The organism is Phytohabitans sp. LZ39, from assembly GCF_059359075.1.
In genome coordinates, this window is sequence record NZ_JCADBM010000022.1 from 87,248 (window position 1) to 108,091 (window position 20,844).

A 20,844-nucleotide genomic window follows, 5' to 3' on the forward strand; every position below is an offset into this window, starting at 1 on the left:
GTGACCGCGGCGCCGCGCTCCGCGCGGGCCGCCGATCAGGAGGCGCACCATGACGGACCGGAAGCCGATCGAGTCCTGGCTCACCGATATGGACGGTGTGCTGGTGCACGAGGGGCAGCCGATTCCCGGCGCGCCCGAGTTCATCAGCCGGCTGCGCTCGTCGGGCAAGCCGTTTCTGGTGCTGACCAACAACTCGATCTACACCCCGCGTGACCTGCAAGCCCGGCTGACCCGGATGGGCTTCGACGTGCCCGAGCAGTCGATCTGGACGGCGGCGCTGGCCACCGCCCAGTTTCTGGCGGACCAGCGGCCGGGCGGCACGGCGTACGCGATCGGCGAGGCCGGCCTCACCACGGCGCTGCACGCGGTCGGATACATACTGAGCGACTTCGCACCCGACTACGTGGTGCTGGGGGAGACCCGCACGTACAGCTTCGAGGCCATCACCAAGGCCGTGCGCCTCATCAACGACGGCGCCCGCTTCATCTGCACCAACCCCGACCCGACCGGCCCGTCCGTCGAGGGCGCGCTGCCGGCCGCCGGCTCGGTGGCGGCGATGATCTCCAAGGCGACCGGCGTCGACCCGTACTTCGTGGGCAAGCCCAACCCGATGATGATGCGCTCCGCGCTCAACACCATCGAGGCGCATTCGGAGACCACCGCGATGATCGGCGACCGCATGGACACCGACATCCTGTGCGGCCTGGAGGCGGGTTTGGAGACGATCCTCGTGATGAGCGGGATCAGCACGCGCGCCGAGACCGAGCGGTACCCGTACCGCCCGTCCCGCATGGTGGAATCGGTCGCCGACCTGATCGACGAGATCTGACGCGCTATCGGGTTGACGGAGGTGGCGGTGGTGTCTAACCTCGAATGTGCCTAGTGCAGTAGCGCTTAGGAAGTGGACCCGGTAGCCCTCCGGACGGTGGGCGGGCCGGGTTCCGCGCTTTCTGGACGTTACACTTTCCGCACGTCGGTGACGATCTCGTTGACCCGTGCGCGCCAGTGGCCCCCCTTAGCCCACGACCACGCGATCGCATCGGGGATAGCGAGGAGGCTCTCTTCGTAGGCGCGCATATGTGCATATTGCAAAGCGTTGCCGTCGCCCCCTGAATGTAGCTGGGCAAAGATGAGTGCCTTGTCGCTCTTGAGGGCGCCTTCCTCGGTTTCCAGGATCAACCGCTCCACATCGAGGTTGACGAGATCTTTGACGAGCCGGGCGAGGCACGCGTCTCGTGCGGGTTTGTTGGCCGTATGCCGGCGTCCATCGTAGACGATCGCCTCGACGCCAAGGGTGGCGATGGTGTCGAGGATCTGCTTTCTGCGCCCGTTGCTTTCCTTCTGGAAGTGGATCCGGCGCTGACCGGGCATGACCAATGCCTTGATCGATTGACGCGCCGGCGCCAATTTCGCCGGCGGGAGAAGGGCGGCGACCATGATGTAGCCGTGCGCCTTGGCCTCGTCTGTGAACGCGTGTAAGGGCACCGTCCATCCGCCTCTTGTGGGCTAACACCGCGGGAACTCATGATTGGTAGCACACAAGAGACGGCCGCGCTGACCCTGAATTATTCGAAGAATCGATCAAGGACGAATAGTCGCCCTATTGTTTGTCCTTGATCGACGGAGCGAAAAGGCTAGGGCCTTAGTGGGGCATTGCATGCCGCCACCAGTGCGCGGCGGCAGGCTGTCGTGAGTGGACGGAGGGCGGCGTCGCGCTCCTGCGCCTCGTATCCGTTGACCGCGCCGCCCGGTGCGGCGTGCTCGGCCAGCGCCAGCACGCGATCCAGCACGCTCGCGCGCGCGAAAAGGCGACGGGCCCGCGGATCGAAGCCGGGTGGGAGGTCGATGCCCGCGTCGGGACGGCGAAGCGCGGCCAGCGCGCCGGCGAGCTCCGGCCGCCACTGGGCCACGTCGAGCCGGGCGAGGCGCGCGGTGGCCTCGGCCAGCGCGGCGGACAGGTCGGACTCGGCCTCGGCGGTGCCCGGCTCGCCGCCGGACCCGCCCACCGCGGGCAGCGGATAGACCCGCCAGAGCAGGGTCTCGAACGTCACGCCCGAGCCGGACGTGTGGCTGCGCACCTCGGGGATGAAGCCCAGATCGCCGGCGACCACCGCCTCGCCCGCGACGAGCGCCGCGCCCGCGAACGGCCCGGGGCCGGGCAGCCCGCGCGGGTCGCCGGGGGCCGGCAGCACCAGCCGGATCTCGTCGGGCGGCAGCTTGGAAAGCGTGGGCAGCGCGTCGCGCAGCGGCACGTCGGTCCAGGTGCCGGGCGCGTCCGCGACAAGGTGCTCCTCGTCACCGGCGATCTCGTCGGCGACCTCGTCATAGGGCACCAGCCCGGCGCGCCACGCGCGGACCCACGCCACGAACCGGCTCGACCGGCGCGCCGCGAGGGTCGCCGCGCCTGCTGCGGGAGACATGCGGCAAGAGTACGTGCTGGCCGCTGCCCTGTCTCGGGTGCGGCGCGTCTGCGTGGCATGCCGCACGCGCGCGGCTAGCGTCCGAGAGCATGTATGGGGAGGACGTACTAGCCGGGAATTGGCGCCGCCGCAAGGTGGTGCCCGAGGTCGACGCGGAGGTCGACCTGGTCGTGGAAGACGCCGACTCCGGATTCTGCGGCGCTGTCGTGGGATTCGAGTACGGCGCGGTGGTTTTGGAAGACCGGCACGGCAAGCGCCGCAACTTTCCCTTGGCACCGGCCGCGTTCCTGCTCGACGGCGCGCCGGTGACATTGCGAAAGCCCGTGCGGAGCGCCGCGCCGGCCGCCCGCCGCCGCACGGCGTCGGGTTCGATCGCCGTCCAGGGGGTACGCGCACAGGTCGCCAAGGCCAGCCGCATCTGGGTCGAGGGTGTCCACGACGCCGCGATGGTGGAACGGATCTGGGGCGACGACCTGCGTATCGAGGGCGTCGTGGTGGAGCCGTTGGACGGGATCGACGAGCTCGCCGACGCGGTGCGCGCGTTTCAGCCCGGCTCTGAGCGGCGGCTCGGCGTGCTCGTCGACCATCTGGTGCCCGGCTCGAAGGAGAGCCGCGTCGTGGCCGCCGTGACGTCGCCGCATGTGCTGGTGACCGGCCATCCGTACGTGGACATCTGGCAGGCGGTCAAGCCGGAGCGGTTGGGCATCAAGGCGTGGCCGGTGGTGCCGCCGGGCCGGCCGTGGAAGGAGGGCGTGTGCGCCGCCCTCGGCGTGGCCGACCCGGCCGACATGTGGCGCCTGATCCTGTCCAAGGTAGACACGTTCCACCATGTGGAAACCCCGCTGATCGGCGCGATGGAACGACTCATCGACTTCGTGACGGTCGAGTCACCCTAGGACGATCGAGTTCCCTTCCACCGTGATCGTCTGAGCGGGGAGCGGGGAGGTGGCGGGGCCGGCCAGCACCGAGCCGTCGCTGGTGGAGAAGGCGCTGCCGTGGCAGGTGCAGACGATCTCGTTCCCCCGCACCTGGGAGACGAGGCAGCCCTGGTGGGTGCACTGCGCGCTGAAGGCCTTGAAGTCGCCCGCCGCCGGCTGGGTGACCACGACCTGCTTGTCGGCGAAGATCGTGCCGCCGCCGACCGGAATGTCCGAAGTGCTGGCGAGCGCGTCGGCCGGGGAGCCCGTCGAGGAGCCCGCCGAGGAGCTCGTCGACGGAGATGGCGCCGCGCTGGTGGGCGTCGAGGCCGCCGGCTCCTCGTCACTGCCGCAGGCGGCCAGGAGGCCGACCGCGCCCACGCCGACCGCCCCCGCGGCCAGTACGTTGCGTCGACTCGGCAAATTTGGTTGAGCGTTCACCTTCTGCATGGGCGCCAGCATGTCCGGCATGACTGGATGAGTCCTGTGGCGAACCTGTGGATCCGCTGAATTAGCCGAGCTGGCCGGCGTCTCTGGTGAAGATGAACGTCGCGATGTCGAGCGCCGCCACCCCGCCGGCGGGGTCGCGCCGCACCACGAGCGTCTCGCCGTCGTTGGCGCCCGAGTGGCAGCGCCACCGGTCGGTGCCTTCGACCGTGAAGCGCCACGGGTCGCGCCCGGCGCGGGTGAGCACCAGCTCGCCGTTTTCCCAGGTGGCGTCGTGTGCCAGCCCCATCCACCACCAGCGGCCGCACAGCTCGACGGCCTCCGGCGGGGGCGGTGCGGCCGGGCGCCACGGTGCGGGTGGCACCGGCTCGCGGTCGAGCACCTCCAGCAGCGCCGCGAAGGCGAGCTGGCCGATCGGAAAGCCGTAGGCGTTGGCGTACCCGACGACGCCGGTGCGGGACGGCCGGTGGACGGCGATGACGGAGACGTACCCCGGCATGGAGCCGCCGTGGCCGACCAGGACGCGCTCGCCGCGGCGATAGAGCTCGATCCCCAGGCCGTGGCCCCCGCTCCAGGTCTCCGGGTCGCTGATGGCGACCGGCACGCACATCTCGGCGAGCGTGTCGGGGGCGAGCACCTCGGGCGCCGGCTCGGCGAGGAACGCCGCCCACCGGCCCAGGTCGGCGAGCGAAGACCACAACTGCCCGGCCGGGGCCATCGCGCCGGTGTCGGTGCGCGGCTCCTCGTTGAGCGTGCCGTGGAGCGGGTGCACCACGTAGCCGGGCGCGAAGGGCTCGTGCGGGTGGTATGTGGTGCGCAGCATCGACAGCGGCGCCAGCACCTGCTCGGTCAGCAGCTCGATCCACGGCTTGCCGGTGACCCGCTCCAGCACGGCGCCGAGCAGGCCGTACGCCAGGTTGGAGTAGTGGTACGTCCGGTGTGGAGGGTGGGCGAGCTTTTCCGGGGTGAGGCCGGCCAGCAGCGTGTCGACGTCGGTGCCCTCGGTCCGCTCCCACCACCCGGCGCTGTCCGGCTCGCGCTGGAGGCCGGAGGCGTGCCCGAGGAGCTGGCGGAGCGTCACGCCGCCCACCGGGGTGCCAGGCAGGTGCCGGTAGAGCAGGTCGTCGAGGGTCAGCCGCCCCTCGTCGCGCAGCCGCATCACCAGCGTCGCGGTCATGGTCTTGGAGATCGACCCGATTCGGTACTGGGTGCCCGGGTCCGGCAGGGGGTGGTCACCGGCTCCGGCCACGTACGCCAGCCCGCCGTCGCGCACGATGCCGAGCACCACCGAGGGCGCCCGGCCGGTGGCCTGGGCCTCGGCGGTGAGCACGTCGAGCCGGCGGGTCGTGTCGGGTAGCAGCGCCACGTTCGTACCTCCCGATCGGGGTCAACGGAACAGGCGCCCAGACGTTACCGTCCGGCGACTCGCCGCACGTGCGGTGACGTGCCACGATCGAGGGGTGGATGCGGTTCTCTGGATCGTTCTGGGGGTTTTGCTCGCGGTCGCCGAGATGTTTACGTTCACGTTCGTCCTGATGATGCTCTCGGCCGGAGCCTTCGCCGCCGCGATCGCCGCGGCGCTCGGTGCGGGCGTGCCGGTCCAGGCGGCCGTCTTCGCGATCGTCTCCGCGCTCTCGCTGGTGGCCGTGCGGCCGGTGATCCGTCGCCATCGGGACGCACGGTTGCAGAGCGACGAGACGCCGATGGGGGTGGACGCCATCTCCGGCTCCACCGGCCTGGTGCTGGAGCAGGTCGACGCGGAGCACGGGCTCGTCAAGATCGACGGAGAGCTGTGGACCGCCCGGTCGTACGACGCCACGCAGGTGCTGGAGCCCGGCGAGCGTGTGCGGGTAATCGAGGTCAAGGGCGCCACCGCCATGGTCTGGCGGGATTTCTGAACCGGGGTTGGGGTAAACAATGGATGTTGTCATCGCGATCGTCGTGGCTTTCGTCGCACTTTTTGTGGCGATCACCCTTATTCGTGCGGTGCGGATCGTGCCGCAGCAGCGCAACTTCGTGGTCGAGCGGCTGGGCCGCTACCAGCGCACCCTCCGGCCGGGGCTCAACCTGCTGGTCCCGTTCATCGACTCGGTCCGTACCAAGGTCGACCTGCGCGAGCAGGTGGTGAGCTTCCCGCCGCAGCCGGTGATCACCTCCGACAACCTCGTGGTCTCCATCGACACGGTGCTCTACTTCAAGGTCGTCGACCCGGTGCGCGCCACGTACGAGATCGCCAACTTCCTCCAGGCCATCGAGCAGCTCACGGTCACGACGCTGCGTAACGTGATCGGCTCGCTCGACCTGGAGAAGGCGCTCACCAGCCGCGAGGAGATCAACCGGCACCTGTCCGGCGTGCTCGACGAGACCACCGGCCGCTGGGGCGTCAAGGTGACCCGCGTCGAGATCAAGGCGATCGAGCCGCCGCCGAGCATCCGCGACTCGATGGAGAAGCAGATGCGCGCCGAGCGCGAGCGGCGAGCGACGATCCTGACCGCCGAGGGGCAGAAGCAGGCACAGATCCTGAGCGCCGAGGGCGACAAGCAGGGCGCGGTGCTGCGTGCGGACGGTGACCGGCAGGCGCGCATCCTCCAGGCCGAGGGCCAGGCGAAGGCCATCCGCACGGTCTTCGACGCGATCCACGCCGCCAATCCGAGCCAGAAGGTGCTGGCGTACCAGTACCTCCAGGCGCTGCCGCAGATCGCCAACGGCACGGCCAACAAGGTGTGGATCGTGCCGGCCGAGCTCACCAAGGCCCTCGAAGGCCTCGGCGGCGCGCTGGGTGGCCTCGCCGGGATGGTCGGTGACGAGCCCAAGGTCGCGGTGGACGCGGCTGCCGTCGAGCGGGAGGCGGCCGAGGCCGCCCAGGCCGCGGCGGCCGCCGCCGAGGAGGTACAGCAGTCGGTGCAGGAGGCGGAGCGGCAGGTCTCCGGCGACAGGCCGCGCGGCCTGCCCGCGCCCGAGCCGGTGGCCCCGTCCGACCTGCTCGACCAGACCGCGGCACAGGAGAGGGAGCGCGCCTGATTCGTCGGAATCGTCCTCCCGGCGCCCCGGCTGCTGCCATGATCGATCCAGCATGGTAAGTGCCGGGGCGCCGGCGCGTTCCGGCCGCAGCGGGGGAAAGGCGGTTGGCCATGACGAACGCCACGAGACACACGCGCCCGGCGGGGTCGACGGTGCGGTCGGCCCCGGTGAAGGTGGTGTCCCGGACCGACGCGGGGGTCGCGGTCGTCGCGGCCGCCGCCCCGGAGCGCTCGGCCATCGGCCCGGTCACCAACGCCACCTGGGCGTGGTCCGTACGCCGCTTCGCCCGGGGCCTGATGTGGACGCTCCCGGGCTACGCCGTCGCCTACGGCGCGGTGACACTCGGCCGATGGGACGGCGGAGCGCCGATCCCGTACCTGGAGAACGGCCGCGTGCTCCACCTCATCGGCTGGGTGGTCGCGATGTGGCTGGGCCTGATGGCGCTCGTCGCGCTCACGGGCCTGCTGGCCGCCGCGCGCAGCCGCCGCACCGCCGCGGCCGGCCTGATGGTCGGTCTCACCGGTGTGGTGCTGTGGCTGCCGTTCGCGGCGGTGCCCAGAGACACCGCCGTGTACGGCACGGACGCGCGCACGCTCGCGCTGGCCGGCGGCGCCGTCTACTCGCTGGGCTGGCTGCTGGCCGGGTGGTCGGTGGCGCGCAGCGGCCTGTTCGGCAAGTCGGACGGCCTGATCCTGATGCTCGCCGCGCCGATGCTCGGCGTCGCCGGCCTGCTGGTCGGTCCACTTCAGACGGTCGGTGCCATCTTCGTCCTCGCGGCCGGCATCGGCATGTCGTGGACCGCCGGCCACCTGGTGCCAGCCGTCCACAGTGGGCGGACGGCCGCGGCGGCCGCCGGCGCCAAGGCGGTGGCGGCCAAGGTGGCCACGACCGGCAGCGTCAACTGACCCGTTCCAGCCGTGGGGCGGCCGCCGTGGCCGCCCGGCGCTCGTCGCGCGGGCGCAGCCCGGACCAGATGAGGAACGCGCTGACGAGCGTCACGGCCACGTTGACGCTCAGCGCGAGCCGGATGCCGGTCAGCTCCACGCTCTGGGTCGCCGCGACCGCGCTCAGGATCGGTATGCCGACGGTGATGGCCACCTGTTGCGTCATCGAGGTCAGCCCGGTGGCCAGGCCCTGCTGCTCGTTGGGCAGACCCGACGTGCCCGTCACCGTGTAAGCCACGATGGCGGTCACATGGCCGAAGAAGCCGATGAACAGCGCGGGGACCAGGATCGCGAGCGCGGACCGGTCGGTGCCGAGAAACACCAGCGGCAGCGTGGCGAGGCCCTGCACCAGCACGCCGACGGTCAGCATCCGGCGGCTGCCGAAGCGCCCGATGGAGCGTCCGGCGAGGACCCCGGCGGCCACGGCGGCCAGGCCCGGCACGCCGAAGACCAGGCCGGTGGTGAGCGCGGAGAAGCCGAGGGTCTTCTGGAGGTACAGCGTCATCAGGAAGATCATGGCGGGCTCCATCAGGAAGATGACCAGCCCCGCGTAGTTGCCCCACTTCACCGTGGGCAGCTTGAGGATGCGCACGGGCGCGAGCGGCGCCGGGGAGCGCAGCTCGATCATCCAGAACGCGACCAGCAGCAGCACGCCGGCGGCGCCCCAGAGCAGGTGCTTCTCGATGATCCCGTAGAGCACGGCGAGCAGGCCGCCGGTCACGGTCACCGCGCCGGGCACGTCCAGCCTCGCCCGGTCGGGCACCCTGCTCTCGCTGATCAGAAACGGCGTGAGCAGCAGGATCGCGACGGCGACCGGCACGTTGACGAAGAACGCGGCCCGCCAGCTCCACACGCTGACCAGGGTGCCTCCGACGAGCGCGCCGAACGTGAAGCCGCCGGACAGCAGGGCGCCGTTGAGGCCGAGGATGCGAGCGCGCGTCGAGCCCTCGGCGAAGGTGGTGGTGAGCAGCGACATCGCCGCGGGGATCGTCATCGCGGTCGCGAAGCCCTGGAGCACCCGCGCGGCAAGGAGGGTCTGCGGGTTTGTTGCGAAGCCGCCGAGCAGCGACGACGCGGCCAGCAGGACCATCGCGGCCAGAAACAGCCGGCGGCGCCCGAAGAGGTCGGCCATCCGGCCGAACAGGAGCGTGAAGCCGGCCGCGGGCAGCGCGTACGCCGAGGTGATCCAGGGCAGCCCGGTCACGTCGAGGCCGACGCCGGCGCCGACCTCCGGCAGTGCCACGTTCAAGATCGAAAAGTCGACGGACAGCATAAAACCGGCACCGAGGAGGACGAAGAGGATCAACCGTTCCCGGCCACTGAGCATTTCGGCTCCCATATAGCAACTGACTGGTTGCTACTCAACTTATAGCAGCCAATTGGTTGCGTCAACCCGGGGCGGGAGAATGCCACCGTGGAGCTGATCACCGATCCGGACGACGAGCGGATCGCGGACTACCGGGCGCTGACCGACGTCGAGCTGCGGACGCGGTGGGAGCCGCCGCACGGGCTGTTCATCGCCGAGGGGGAGCTGGTCCTGCGGAGGGCGCTGCGGGCCGGCTACCGGGCCAGGTCGTACCTGCTCGACGAGAAGCGGCTCGAGCAGTTCGGCGATCTGGTGGACGCCCCCGTCTACGCGGCCAGCCAGGAGGTGCTCGAAAAGGCGACCGGCTTCCACGTGCACCGCGGGGTGCTCGCCTCGTTCCACCGCAAGCCCTTGGCCGACCCTGCGGACGTGCTCGGCGAGGCGCGGCGGGTGGCGATCCTGGAAGACGTCAACAACCACACCAACCTCGGCGCGGTCTTCCGGGGCGCGGCGGCGCTCGGCGTCGACGGGGTGCTGCTCTCGCCCTCCTGCGCCGACCCGCTCTACCGGCGCAGCGTGCGGGTGAGCATGGGCGAGGTCTTCGCCGTGCCGTACGCGACGCTGGAGCCGTGGCCGGCCGCGCTCGACCGTGTGAAGGCCGCCGGCTTCACCGTGCTGGCGATGACGTTGTCCGCCGACGCGACGCCGATCCAGAGGGTGGGGAAAGCCAAAAGGACGGCCCTCCTCCTCGGCGCCGAGGGGCCCGGCCTGTCCCGCAAAGCCATCGAAGCCAGTGACAAGCGCGTCGTCATCCCGATGCGGCGCGGGGTCGACTCGCTCAACGTGGCCGCGGCGGCGGCTGTCGCCTTCTGGGAGCTGGGTCGGGAAGACTGAGCCTGTGTTCCCTACTGTCCGTGAGGTCATCGCCCTCGACCCGGTGCGCCACGGGGAGCCGCGCGTGGTCGCGGGGGAGAGCGGGCTCGACCGGCCGGTGCGGTGGGTGCACGTGGCCGAGGTGCCCGACATCGCCACCCTGCTGCGCGGCGGCGAGCTGGTGCTCACCACCGGCATCGGGCTGCCGGTCGACGACGCGGGCATCCGGGCGTTCGTCGCCGACCTCGCCGACGTGGGCGTCGCCGGGCTCGTCGTGGAGCTCGGCCGGCGGTACACGGGGAGTGTCCCGAGGGTGATGGCCGCGGCGGCGCAGCGGCGCGGGATGCCGCTGGTGGAGCTGCGGCGGGCCACGCCGTTCGTGCGGATCACCGAGGCCGTGCACGCGCTGATCGTCGACGCGCAGCTGACCGAGCTGCGGGCGACCGAGGAGATCCATCAGCGCTTCACCGAGCTCTCGGTCGAGGGGGCGGAGCCGGCCGAGGTGGTGCACCAGGCCGCCGCGCTGGCCGGCTGCCCGGTCGTGCTGGAAAACCTGGCCCGCCAGGTGCTCGCCTACGACACCGCCGGCGACAGCGCGGAGCTGCTGCTGGACGCCTGGGAGCAGCACTCGCGGCGGATCCAGCCGGCGGGGCGCACCGCGTACGACGCCGACGCGGGGTGGCTCGTCACCAACGTCGGCGCACGCGGGCAGGACTGGGGCCGCCTGCTGGCCCGCTGGGCGGGCGACGGGCCGCCGCCGACCCGGCTGACCATCCTGCTCGAACGCGCCGCGTCCACGCTCGCCCTCGGCCGCCTGATCCGCCGCGACGCCGCGGGCCTGGAGCACCAGCTGCACCGCACCCTGCTCACCGCGCTGCTCGACCACACCCGCCCGGTGGACGAGGTGGCGCTGCGGGCGCGGGCGCTGGGGGTGCCGCTGGATCGCCGTCACCTGGTCGGCGTGGTGGTGCGCCATCGCGGTGAGGAGCCCGCGCCCGACGCGGCCCGCCTGCGCGACCTGGCGGAGGCGGTGAGCCACGCGCTGCGCGAGGCCGCCCTGGCCGGGCTGGCCGGCCCGCTCGACGACCACGCGGTGGGCGCGCTCGTCGCGCTGCCCGCGGTCACCGACGAGGAACGGTCGCTCTCCGCGTTCGCCGCCGCCTTGCACCGGGTACGGGGAGCGGCCGCGCCCGCCGTGGTCGTCGCGGCCGGCTCGCGGGTCGACTCGCTGCGCGACGCGCGTCGCTCCCTTGTGGAGGCCCGGCAGGTGGCCGACGCGGCGCGGCACGGGCGGCGGGACCTGACGGTGTTCCGCCTGCCGCACGTGGGACTGGCCGGCCTGCTGCACCTGCTGCGCGACGAGCCGCGGCTACAGACCTTTGTGGAGCGTGAGCTGGGTCCCCTGCTGGCGTACGACGCGCGGCACCCCAAGGAGCGCCTGCTCGGCACGCTACGGGCCTATTTGGACAGTGGCCGCAACAAGTCGGCCGCGGCCGCCGCGGCGCACCTGTCGAGGCCGGCTCTCTACGAGCGGCTGGCCCGCATCGAGCGGGTGCTCGACGCCGACCTCGACGCGGTCGACACCTGCCTCTCCCTGCACGTGGCGATCCTGGCGCTGGACGCGGTGCGGGAGCAAAATATGAAACATTGACGCGTTTCCCGATATCCATTTTACTGGGCGGTAACATTCACCGTCCTCGAAGGGGCGCGTCATGAGAAAGACTTCCCTGGCGGCCACGACACTCCTGCTCGGCGCACTCGCGGTCGCGCCGTCCACCGCGAGCGCCGCACCCGCCGCCCTCCGCGAGGTGCTCCTGGTCGGCAACGCCTACGGCGGCACGGTCAGCTTCGTCGACGAGCGGACGTTCGAGGTCCTCGGCACGCTCGACGTCATCCCCGACCTCCAGCAGCGCCTCGACGAGATGAACCTCGTCGAGCGCGCCGCGTACGAGGTGGTCCGCTCGCAGAACGGCGACAAGCTGGTCGACGACATGGCCGTCTCGCCGGACGGCCGCGTCATGTACGTCTCCCGCTCCAATCTGCCCGACGTGGTGGCCATCGACCTGGTCACGCACCAGCAGGTGTGGCGCTACAAGCTGGAGGGCTACCACGCCGACCACATGGCGATCTCGCCCGACGGCAGCCGGATCATCGTCTCGGACACCACCGTGAACAAGGCGCAGGTCATCAACGCGGCCACCGGCCGGGAAGTGGCCGAGTTTCCCACCGGCGCCTACCCACACGCCAACGACTACTCGCCGGACGGCACCCGCCTCTACAACTCCAGCATCGGCGCGATCTCCCTGCCGCAGTGGATGGAGTGGGCCAAGGGCGCCAAGCGGCTCACCGTCGTCGACCCGAACACGTTCCGGGTGACCCGCACCTACGAGTTCGACCACGGTGTGCGCCCGGCGGTCTTCACCCCCGACAACCGCACCATGTACGCGCAGCTGTCCTACCTCAACGGCCTCGTCGAGTACGACCTGGTCGCCGGGCGGATCGTGCGCACGGTCAACCTGCCGTTCAGCGAGGAGGGGCGGGCCACCCACCCGGACGACTACCCGGGCAACTCGGCCCACCACGGCATCGCGATGTCCGGCGACGGCACCAAGCTCTGCGTGGCCGGCACGATCGACGACTATGCGGCGATCCTGTCCCGGCCGGCCCTCACCACCAACCAGATCGTGCCGGTGGGCGACATCCCGTACTGGGCGCAGAGCAGCTTCGACGGCCGCTACTGCTACGTGACGCTGAGCGGCGACGACGAGATGGTCGTCCTGTCCTACGCCACGGGCGCGGTGGTCGCGAGAGTCCCGGTCGGCGACTTCCCCCAGCGCGAACGCAACGCCAAGCTCGCGCCGGAGGCGATCGCCGCGCTCCCCTGACCTTCCGCCCCCCAAGAGGGCTGCCCTCTTGGCACGCGGGCGCGCCCTTACGGGGTGACCAGCGAGGCGAAAGCCGGTGGCACGTAGTTGGTGCCGCCGGGCGTGAAGACGTCGGAGTTGGCGGCCGCGGTCCACGCGGCACCGGGGATCGCGGCGGCCAGCTCCGACACCACCCGCGCGTCTGTCCACTCCGGACTATCCCGCAGCAGGCTCAGCGCGACGACCGACTCCTCGACCTCGCCCACGCACTCGAAGGGCTTGTGGCCGTCGAGGCCCAGCAGCTCCTTGTACCCGGGGATCTGGGTCTCGTCGGCGAGCAGGTCGGCGCCGAAGATGGCGACGAGCCGGGCCCGCGGCATGAACGGGGCCATCGCCAGGAAGACGAAGCGGCACTTTGGACAGTGGCCGCACCACCGGGCGCTCGCGTCGCGCAGCTTGAAGGCGGCGTTGCAGCTCGTGACCACCTCGTCGTACTGGGTGTGCGCCGCGAACAGGCGCGCGATGTGCAGCTCGGAGAGCGGCCGCAACAGCGAGAAGTACGCGTCCGCGAGCCCCGCGTGCGCGGCCAGCGCCCCGCGCAGCAGCCCTTCCGCCTCGACGCCCTTGGACCACTGGTGGTTGATCTCGTGCTCGTTCCAGACGAGGTTGGGGTCGGAGGCGGAGCGCTCGTTGGACATCACCACCGGGCCGAGGCCGTGCAGCGTGGCGGTGGCGACCGCGATGAGCGAGTTGATCGCGGTGACCGGGATGTGGCCGTTGAGCGCGCCGGCCGCGTTGAGGTCGAAAAGCTTCGGGTCGATCTTGCGGCGGGCGACCAGTGGGGTCAGGCCGGAGGCCGAGAAGACCGCCTGGATCACCCAGTTGGGGTTGACCGCGAACGGCACCGGGTCGAGCCCGCCGCGCCGCAGCGCCTCCAGCGTCACGATCGAGTCCTTGCCGCCGCCGACCGGGCTGAGCGGCCGCTTGCCGGCGACGGAGACCGGGGACTGCGGTGACGCGGCCGGCGCCGAAACGCTCAGCGAGAGCACGTGCGGCAGTTCGTTGCGGTACGCGTACTCCGCCATGCCCTTGGTGTAGACCGCGTCGAGCAGGGCCGTGGCGGCCGGGCTGAGCGGCGTGGCGGTCGTGATCTCCGGCGGCGCGCCCACCTTGAAGTAGCTCACGCCCGCGACGAGGTGCAGCAGCTCCAGCACGCGGTGGAAGGCGGCCGGGACCGGCCCGGTCGGCACCGGGAACGTCACCGTCTCGATGAACTCGAGCTCGTCCAGCGCGTAGGGCAGCCGCGCCTCGCCCGACGCGGGGTCGAACGTGAGCGCGGGGAAGGACAGCCGGCGGAACTGGGTCTCGAGCACCCCGCAATACTAGGGCGCATGCGCCTTTCTGACCTGCGTGGCCGTTCCGTCGCCGTCTGGGGCTCGGGACGTGAGGGGGTGGCCGCCGCCGCGGCGATCGCGGCGCACGGGCCGGCCCGCCTCGTCGCCGTCGACGACACGGTCAACTTCCTCTCGCTCGACTGGTCGGAGAGCAAGGCGAAGGACGTGCCGCTGGTCACCGGCGACGGCTGCCACGACGCGCTGATGGGCGCCGACGTGATCGTGCGCTCGCCGGGCGTGCCGCAGACCCATCGATGGATCCTCGAAGCTCGCGAACGGGGCATAACGGTCACGGGTGGCACCGCCCTGTGGATGGCCGACCACGCCGCCGCGACCGTCGGCGTGACCGGCAGCAAGGGCAAGAGCACCACGTCGAGCCTGATCAGCCACCTGCTGAGCGCCGCCGGGCGGCCCAACGTCTTCGGCGGCAACATCGGCGTGCCGCTGCTCGACCTGCCCGACAGCGAGCAGTACGTGCTGGAGCTCTCCAGCTACCAGTGCAGCGACCTCACCGACTCACCCCGGGTGGCGGTGGTGACCGCGCTCTTCCCCGAGCACCTCGACGCGCACGGCGGCGAGCGGGAGTACTACCGCGACAAGCTCAACCTCATCGCGCACGACCCGGAGACCGTGGTGGTCAACGGGCTCGACGAGCGCCTCGCGGCGGAGATCGGCGACCGCCCAGCGGTGCGGGCCGGCCTGCCCGACTCGTACCACGTGCGGGACGGGATCGTGTACCGGGCGGAAACCCCGCTCTTCGAACGGGCGGTGCTGCCACTGGTCGGCCGGCACAACGAGCGCAACCTGTGCGTCGCGCTCGCGGTGCTGGAGGCGCTCGGCATCGACACCGTGGCCGGCGCGGACACGCTCGCCACCGCCGCCAAGAGCTTCGCCGCGCTGCCCCACCGGCTGACCGAGATCGACGACCCGTCCGGGCTGACGTTCGTCGACGACACGCTCGCGACCAGCCCGTACGCCTCGATGCACGCGATCGACGCCTACGACGGGCGGCCGCTGACCGTCATCGTGGGCGGCACCGACCGGGGCCTCGACTACGCCCCGCTGCGCGCGCACCTGGCCGGCCGCGAGCTCACCGTGATCGGCATCCCGGACAGCGGCGCGCGCATCGTCGCCGCGCTGGACGGGCTGCCCGGCGTGCGTACCGAGGTCGCCGACGACCTCGTCGACGCGGTCCGGCGGGCCCGTGCGGTCACCCCCGCGGGCGGCGCGGTGCTGCTGTCGCCGGCGGCGCCGAGCTACGGCCGCTTCCGCAACTTCGAGCACCGTTCCGAGGTCTTCGCCCAAGCCGTGAGGGACACCGCCCCGCTCGCGTGACGCGACACGCCGGCCCCGGCCGGCCATATACAGGTGTGAGGATCGAGGTACCGCCGAGCGACACCCAGCTCCTGGCGGCCGGCACCGCAGGCGACGAGGCGGCGTTCGGGCAGCTGTTCGAGCGGCACGCCCGCGCGGTCTACAACCACGCGTTCCGGCTCTGCGGCTCGTGGAGCGTCGCCGAGGACGTCACGCAGACCACGTTCGTGACCGCGTGGCGGCGCCGGCGCGAGGTCCGCCTGGTCGACGGCTCCGTGCTGCCGTGGCTGCTGGTCGTGGCCACCAACGCGGCCCGCACCGAGCACCGGTCGCGGCGCCGCTGGCACGCCCTGCTGCGCCGGGTGCCGCCGGAGCCGGAAGGCACGTCCGACCCGGCCGACGAGGTGGCCGACCGGCTGCGCGACGAGCAGCGGATGCGGGACCTGCTGGCGCTGGTGCGCAAGCTGCCCCGCGCCGAACGCGAGGCGCTCGCCCTCTGCGTCTGGTCCGGCGTCGGCTATCCGCAGGCCGCCGCGATCCTCGGCGTCACCGAGGGCGCCGTCCGTTCCCGGGTCAGCCGCGCCCGGTCCCGCCTGGCCCGCATGGTGGCCGCCGACACCGAGGAGGAGCGATGAACGACATCCTGAACCCCCCCGCCGACCGAGACCTGCCCGCCGACCGCGCGGACCGCATCCGGGCCGGCGTCCTCGCCACGCTGGGCGAGCCGCCGCCCTCGCACACCGGCCGGCGGGTGGCGGTCCTGGCCGCCGTCGTGACGACCGTCGCGGCGGGTGTGGGCGGAGCCGTGCTGTGGCCGTCCGGCGACGGCGGTGGCCAGAGCACCCAGGCGCTCGCGATGTCCGCCGCCGAGCTGTCGCCCCCGCTGCGCGCGGCGGCCAAAAAGTGCCTGGCCTGGAATCGGGAACGGCACCCGGAGGTCCCCGGACACGCGATCACCGTCGGGATGGACGACCTGGTCGTGGCGACGGGGCACGGGCACCGGTCCGCCATGCTATTCCTGAAACCGGACGGGTACTACACCTGCGAGCTGGACGAGGAGCCGGGCGAGGAGATCAGCGGCGGCACCGGTTCGGACGAGTGGGGAGACCGCCGAAACTGGCTGCCCGGTCCGGTTCAGTGGCTCAGCCTGTCGTCCAGCGATGTGGACGGCGGCGACGTGATGGTCATCGGCCGGGCCAGTCACCGGGTGAGCCGGCTCGTGTTGGAACACGGCGACGGGCGCACCACCCCGGCACGCCTGAAGGACGGCGCCTTCGGCCTGGTCAGCCAGGGCGGCCCGGTCCGCGCCAACGCGCGCCTGGTCAGCTACGACGCCGACGGCAACGAGATCGGCCGTATGCCCCTCTTCGACAAGGACTACCCCGACCGCTGCTACGCCGACCCGGCCGGCAACGTGCTCTACCTCCCGCGCCCCGCGAAGAAGGACGCACCCACACCGGACCCCGCCACCTGCCTACCCACCGAAGCCTGGCGCCGCTAGCCCGGCACCCACCACGGCGGCTCAACCCCCGAGGGCGGCGACCAGCAGGCGCATGGAGCGGATCGCGGACCTGATCTCCTGGAGGTAGCGGCCGGGGGTGAGCACCGGCTCGGGCAGGGCGAGGTCGTCGGCGAGGCGGGGGTCGACGCCGATCGTGTCGACCGCGCAGCCGTACGGCAGGCCGAGGGTGCGCACCGCGTCGCAGTGCTGGAACGGCACGTAGATCGGCGCGGTCACCACCAGCACCCGGTCGCCCTGCGCCAGCGCCGCGCGCTTGGCCCAGAAGCGCTGGGTGTCGGCGGTGTGCGCGCGGCGTATCCCGGGCTCGGACGACGGCGCGGCCAGCACCGCGATCGGCGGGCCCTCCTCGGGCGCGTAGGTGCGCACGGACCAGGAGCCGTCCGGCGCGGCGTCGGCCTCGACCGGCTCGTCGACCTTGAACGCGCGCCGCACGCCGAGGTCGAGCACGTCGATCTCGCTGCGGCAGCCGTTGACCGGCGGGAGGGCACGCTCGGCCGGCGACAGCGGGCGGAAGCTGCCCAGCACGCCCACCCCCTCGGCGAACGTGCCGCGGTGCAGCAGGTGCGCGGCGTACGCGGTGCGCCGCAGGCAGGCGTGCGCGAGCCCGCCGAGCACGACCACGTGCTTGTAGTCGCGGCGAGGCGGTGGCTTCGCGCCGATCATGCCGAGCGCCTCGGCCGACGCTTCGACGAGCGTGGCGATCTCGGGGTCGAGGTCGGGCTCGCGGGCGTCCGGGCGCTCGGCGCCGGCGCGGAAGTCCCAGTGGGTGGCCGAGAACGCGTCCAGCCAGCCCAGCAGCGAGGGGCTGTCGCCGCCCGGCCACTGGCCGCCGAACGCGGTGACGAGGTCGCGCAGGGGCGCGGACGTGATCCAGCGAGCCACGCCGTCGAGCACGGCGGCCGGCTCGCCGGACGGGAGCGGGACCGGCTGCACGTGCACGGTCGGATCTTAACGGGGATGGCAGTTACACACTGTAGGTTGCCTCCGGGGCCGCGCCGGTGGGAGCGTGCGGTATGACCGATGACCTGCTCGCGCGGCACAGAGCCGTGCTGCCCAAGTGGATGCCGCTCTACTACCAGGAGCCGATCGAGATCGTGTCCGGATCGGGGTGCCGGGTCACCGACGCGTCCGGCCGCACGTATCTCGACTTCTTCGGCGGCGTGCTCACCACCATGATCGGGTACGACGTGGCGGAGATCCGCGAGGCGGTCGAGCGGCAGCTGCGCACGGGCGTGGCGCACACCTCGACGCTGTACCTGATCCGCCAGCAGGTCGAGCTCGCCGAGAAGATCGCCCGGCTCTCCGGCATCGAGGACGCGCGGGTCTTCTTCACCAACTCGGGCACCGAGGCCAACGAGGCCGCGCTGTTGGTCGCCACCAACCTGCGCAAGTCCAACCAGGTGCTCGCGGTGCGCAACAGCTACCACGGCCGGTCGTACGCGACGATCGGCATCACCGGGCACCGCAGCTGGTCGGCGAGCGCCCTCAACCCGCTCCAGGTGGCCTGGCTGCACTCCGGCGACCGGCTGCGCGGCGTGCTCGCCAAGCTCGACGACGCCGACCACATCGAGGCGGCGGTCGAAGACCTGCGCGAGGTGATCGCCACGCAGACCGCCGGCGACGTGGCCTGCCTGATCGCCGAGCCGATCCAGGGCGTGGGCGGTTTCGTGAGCGCGCCGGACGGGCTCTTCGCGGGGCTGAAGAAGGTGCTCGACGAGTACGGCATCCTGCTCATCTCGGACGAGGTGCAGACCGGCTGGGGGCGCACCGGCGAGCACTTCTGGGGCTACCAGGCGCACGGAGTGACGCCCGACCTGCTCACGTTCGCCAAGGGCATCGGCAACGGCTTCGCGCTGGCCGGCGTGGTCGGCCGGGCCGAGGTGATGAACGCGGTGGAGGCGATCTCCTTCTCCACCTTCGGCGGCAACCCGATCTCGACGGCGGCCGGCAACGCGGTGCTCGACTACGTGCTCGACCACAATCTTCAGGAGAACGCCCAGCGGGTCGGCGGCATCCTGTTGGAGGGGCTGCGCTCGGCCGCCGCGGATCACCCGATCATGGCCGAGGTACGGGGCAAGGGGCTGATGCTGGCGATCGAGTTCGTGCGGCCGGGCACGGTGGAGCCGGACCCGGCGGTGACCGCGCGGGTCTTCGAGCTCGCGAAGGAGGGTGGCCTGCTCGTGGGCAAGGGCGGCCTGTACGGCAACGTGCTGCGCATGGGCCCGCCGCTCACGCTCGGTGAGGACGAGGCGCGGGAGGGGCTGGCGATCCTGGTCGACGCCATCGGGAGGGCCGCCACGTAACGGTTCGGTGCCCAGGGGTTGCTGTCACCCACGACTTGTCGTAAGAATCCTTCAAAGCGTTAACAGCGACTGAAGGGAAGTGACGCGGCCCCCATGAATAGTACAAGGCGTGACATTCTCCGTCGTGGGGTCGTCGCCGGCGTCATGGCGACCCCCGCGGCCGGCCTACTGACCGGCTGCGCGACGAGTGGCGACGACGACTCCGGCGGCGACAGCGCCAACCAGGGCGAGAAGACCGCGGAAAACCCCTTCGGCGTGAAGGCGGACGCGCCGCTGGAGGTGGTCATCTTCAACGGCGGGTACGGCGAGGAGTACGCCAAGGCCCACGAGGCCATGTACAACGAGAAGTACCCGAACGCGAAGATCACGCACTCGGCCACCCAGGAGATCAGCAAGACCCTCCAGCCGCGCTTCGTCGACGGCAGCCCGCCCGACGTGGTCAACAACTCCGGCGCCGGCCAGATCGACCCCGGCGGCCTCGTGTCGCAGGGCGCGCTCGCCGACCTCGGCCCGCTGCTCGACGCGCCGAGCCTCGACGTGCCGGGCAAGAAGGTGCGCGACACGCTGCTGCCCGGCGTGGTCGACGTGGGCAGCTTCGACGGCAAGTTCCACGTGCTCAACATCAGCTACACGGTCTACGGCATCTGGTACTCGCAGAAGCTCTTCGCCGACCGCGGCTGGCAGTACCCGAAGACGTGGGACGAGCACATCGCGCTGTGCCGCACCATCCAGGCGGCCGGCATCTCGCCGTGGACCTACGCGGGCAAGCACCCCCGCTACATGAGCTGGCCCGTCATCTCCACGGCCATCAAGCTCGGCGGGCTCGACGTCGCGAAGGCGATCGACAACCTCGAGCCCAACGCGTGGAAGTCGGACGCGATGAAGCAGTCGGTCGACGCCTGGCACCAGATCGTCAAGGACAAGTTCATCCTGCCCGGCACGCCCGGCCTCGACCACGTGCAGTCGCAGACCGAGTGGTGCCGCGGCAAGGCGGCGTTCATCTCCTGCGGCTCCTGGATAGAGAACGAGCAGAAGGCGGTCACCCCCGCCGGCTTCAACATGGCGATCGCGCCGACGCCGAGCCTCAGCACCGGCGACAAGCTGCCGTTCGAGGCGATCCGGGGCACGGCCGGCGAGCCGTTCGTCGTGCCGGCCAAGGCGAAGAACGTCCCCGGCGGCCTGGAGTACTTCCGCACCGTGCTGTCGATGCGCGGCGCCAAGGACTTCACGCAGAAGGTCTCCGCGCTCAGCGTGGTCGCAGGCGCGGCCGAGGGTGCGACCCTCCCGCCCGGCCTGACCACTGTGGTCAAGGCGCTTGACGCCTCCGGCAGCAACGGCTTCAACTGGGTCTACAACAACTACTACCGCAAGCTCGAACGCGAGCTCGTCGACGCGGCGTGCGGGGAGTTCTTCAGCGGTCGCATCAGCCCGACCGAGTTCCTCGACCAGTGCCAGAAGGGCGCTGACATGATCGCGCAGGACAGCTCGGTCAAGAAGTTCAAGCGGGCCTGAGGGGGCA

The 20,844-nt window shown here is 71.5% G+C and carries 20 protein-coding genes; 13 read left to right on the forward strand and 7 right to left on the reverse strand.

The window, feature by feature from the left end; translation table 11 throughout:
- Window positions 1–49: 49 nt before the first annotated feature.
- Complete coding sequence (locus AC5L36_RS34065; protein WP_441222719.1) at window positions 50–829, forward strand: HAD-IIA family hydrolase; 780 nt, start codon at window positions 50–52, stop codon at window positions 827–829.
- Between the two features lie 128 nt (window positions 830–957).
- Here the strand turns inward: AC5L36_RS34065 and AC5L36_RS34070 are convergent, their stop codons facing one another.
- The gene (locus AC5L36_RS34070) at window positions 958–1,485 is read right to left on the reverse strand and encodes a hypothetical protein (RefSeq protein WP_441222720.1); all 528 of its coding nucleotides are present in this window, start codon (window positions 1,483–1,485) and stop codon (window positions 958–960) included.
- A 149-nt stretch (window positions 1,486–1,634) separates the two neighbouring features.
- On the reverse strand, window positions 1,635–2,420 hold the full coding sequence (locus tag AC5L36_RS34075) for an Rv1486c family protein (RefSeq protein ID WP_441222721.1): 786 nt from the start codon (window positions 2,418–2,420) through the stop codon (window positions 1,635–1,637).
- 89 nt (window positions 2,421–2,509) lie between these two features.
- On the opposite strand from AC5L36_RS34075, the gene AC5L36_RS34080 reads away from it, so the two are divergent.
- On the forward strand, window positions 2,510–3,316 hold the full coding sequence (locus tag AC5L36_RS34080) for a DUF3097 domain-containing protein (RefSeq protein ID WP_441222722.1): 807 nt from the start codon (window positions 2,510–2,512) through the stop codon (window positions 3,314–3,316).
- Here AC5L36_RS34080 and AC5L36_RS34085 read toward each other — a convergent pair.
- Window positions 3,308–3,787, reverse strand: a complete 480-nt coding sequence (locus AC5L36_RS34085) for a Rieske (2Fe-2S) protein (RefSeq protein WP_441222723.1) — start codon at window positions 3,785–3,787, stop codon at window positions 3,308–3,310. The genes AC5L36_RS34080 and AC5L36_RS34085 overlap by 9 nt on opposite strands.
- Before the next feature lie 61 nt (window positions 3,788–3,848).
- Window positions 3,849–5,150 (reverse strand): serine hydrolase domain-containing protein, encoded by a 1,302-nt coding sequence (locus AC5L36_RS34090; RefSeq protein ID WP_441222724.1) that lies wholly within the window; start codon window positions 5,148–5,150, stop codon window positions 3,849–3,851.
- Window positions 5,151–5,244: 94 nt separating this feature from the next.
- Between AC5L36_RS34090 and AC5L36_RS34095 the strand changes: the two genes are divergently transcribed.
- The 3 genes from AC5L36_RS34095 (at window position 5,245) to AC5L36_RS34105 (ending at window position 7,710) form a co-directional block, all read left to right on the forward strand.
- Window positions 5,245–5,682 (forward strand): NfeD family protein, encoded by a 438-nt coding sequence (locus AC5L36_RS34095; protein ID WP_441222725.1) that lies wholly within the window; start codon window positions 5,245–5,247, stop codon window positions 5,680–5,682.
- 19 nt (window positions 5,683–5,701) lie between these two features.
- Window positions 5,702–6,805, forward strand: a complete 1,104-nt coding sequence (locus AC5L36_RS34100) for an SPFH domain-containing protein (RefSeq protein WP_441222726.1) — start codon at window positions 5,702–5,704, stop codon at window positions 6,803–6,805.
- Window positions 6,806–6,981: 176 nt separating this feature from the next.
- On the forward strand, window positions 6,982–7,710 hold the full coding sequence (locus tag AC5L36_RS34105) for a hypothetical protein (protein ID WP_441222727.1): 729 nt from the start codon (window positions 6,982–6,984) through the stop codon (window positions 7,708–7,710).
- On the opposite strand, the gene AC5L36_RS34110 is transcribed toward AC5L36_RS34105, so the two are convergent.
- Window positions 7,703–9,076, reverse strand: a complete 1,374-nt coding sequence (locus tag AC5L36_RS34110) for an MFS transporter (RefSeq protein WP_441222728.1) — start codon at window positions 9,074–9,076, stop codon at window positions 7,703–7,705. The genes AC5L36_RS34105 and AC5L36_RS34110 overlap by 8 nt on opposite strands.
- A 51-nt stretch (window positions 9,077–9,127) precedes the next feature.
- Here AC5L36_RS34110 and AC5L36_RS34115 point away from each other — a divergent pair, with 51 nt between their 5' ends.
- The 3 genes from AC5L36_RS34115 (at window position 9,128) to AC5L36_RS34125 (ending at window position 12,813) form a co-directional block, all read left to right on the forward strand.
- Window positions 9,128–9,949: a TrmH family RNA methyltransferase gene (locus AC5L36_RS34115; protein WP_441222823.1), complete on the forward strand. Its 822-nt coding sequence runs from the start codon at window positions 9,128–9,130 to the stop codon at window positions 9,947–9,949.
- A gap of 4 nt (window positions 9,950–9,953) precedes the next feature.
- Complete coding sequence (locus AC5L36_RS34120) at window positions 9,954–11,579, forward strand: PucR family transcriptional regulator (RefSeq protein WP_441222729.1); 1,626 nt, start codon at window positions 9,954–9,956, stop codon at window positions 11,577–11,579.
- 61 nt (window positions 11,580–11,640) lie between these two features.
- Window positions 11,641–12,813, forward strand: a complete 1,173-nt coding sequence (locus tag AC5L36_RS34125) for a YncE family protein (protein WP_441222731.1) — start codon at window positions 11,641–11,643, stop codon at window positions 12,811–12,813.
- Window positions 12,814–12,860: 47 nt separating this feature from the next.
- Here AC5L36_RS34125 and AC5L36_RS34130 read toward each other — a convergent pair whose 3' ends face one another.
- Window positions 12,861–14,165 carry a MurL-like N-terminal domain-containing gene (locus AC5L36_RS34130; RefSeq protein WP_441222732.1) on the reverse strand — a complete coding sequence of 435 codons (1,305 nt, stop codon included), beginning with the start codon at window positions 14,163–14,165 and terminating at the stop codon, window positions 12,861–12,863.
- An 18-nt stretch (window positions 14,166–14,183) separates the two neighbouring features.
- Here AC5L36_RS34130 and murD point away from each other — a divergent pair, with 18 nt between their 5' ends.
- From murD to AC5L36_RS34145, 3 genes are read left to right on the forward strand one after another with little or no spacing between them, the layout of a single operon-like run.
- Window positions 14,184–15,521 carry a UDP-N-acetylmuramoyl-L-alanine--D-glutamate ligase gene (gene murD, locus AC5L36_RS34135; RefSeq protein ID WP_441222733.1) on the forward strand — a complete coding sequence of 446 codons (1,338 nt, stop codon included), beginning with the start codon at window positions 14,184–14,186 and terminating at the stop codon, window positions 15,519–15,521.
- A 35-nt stretch (window positions 15,522–15,556) separates the two neighbouring features.
- On the forward strand, window positions 15,557–16,135 hold the full coding sequence (locus AC5L36_RS34140) for an RNA polymerase sigma factor (protein WP_441222734.1): 579 nt from the start codon (window positions 15,557–15,559) through the stop codon (window positions 16,133–16,135).
- Window positions 16,132–17,001, forward strand: coding sequence for a hypothetical protein (locus tag AC5L36_RS34145; protein WP_441222735.1), 870 nt, complete (start codon window positions 16,132–16,134; stop codon window positions 16,999–17,001). Before AC5L36_RS34140 ends, AC5L36_RS34145 begins: the two co-directional genes overlap by 4 nt.
- 21 nt (window positions 17,002–17,022) lie before the next feature.
- Here AC5L36_RS34145 and AC5L36_RS34150 read toward each other — a convergent pair whose 3' ends face one another.
- Window positions 17,023–17,961, reverse strand: a complete 939-nt coding sequence (locus AC5L36_RS34150) for a hypothetical protein (RefSeq protein ID WP_441222736.1) — start codon at window positions 17,959–17,961, stop codon at window positions 17,023–17,025.
- A 74-nt stretch (window positions 17,962–18,035) separates the two neighbouring features.
- Between AC5L36_RS34150 and AC5L36_RS34155 the strand changes: the two genes are divergently transcribed.
- Together AC5L36_RS34155 and ngcE are read left to right on the forward strand one after the other, a co-directional pair.
- Window positions 18,036–19,325, forward strand: coding sequence for an aspartate aminotransferase family protein (locus AC5L36_RS34155; RefSeq protein ID WP_441222737.1), 1,290 nt, complete (start codon window positions 18,036–18,038; stop codon window positions 19,323–19,325).
- 144 nt (window positions 19,326–19,469) lie between these two features.
- The gene (gene ngcE, locus AC5L36_RS34160; RefSeq protein ID WP_441222739.1) at window positions 19,470–20,837 is read left to right on the forward strand and encodes an N-acetylglucosamine/diacetylchitobiose ABC transporter substrate-binding protein; all 1,368 of its coding nucleotides are present in this window, start codon (window positions 19,470–19,472) and stop codon (window positions 20,835–20,837) included.
- The last annotated feature ends 7 nt before the right edge of the window (window positions 20,838–20,844 follow it).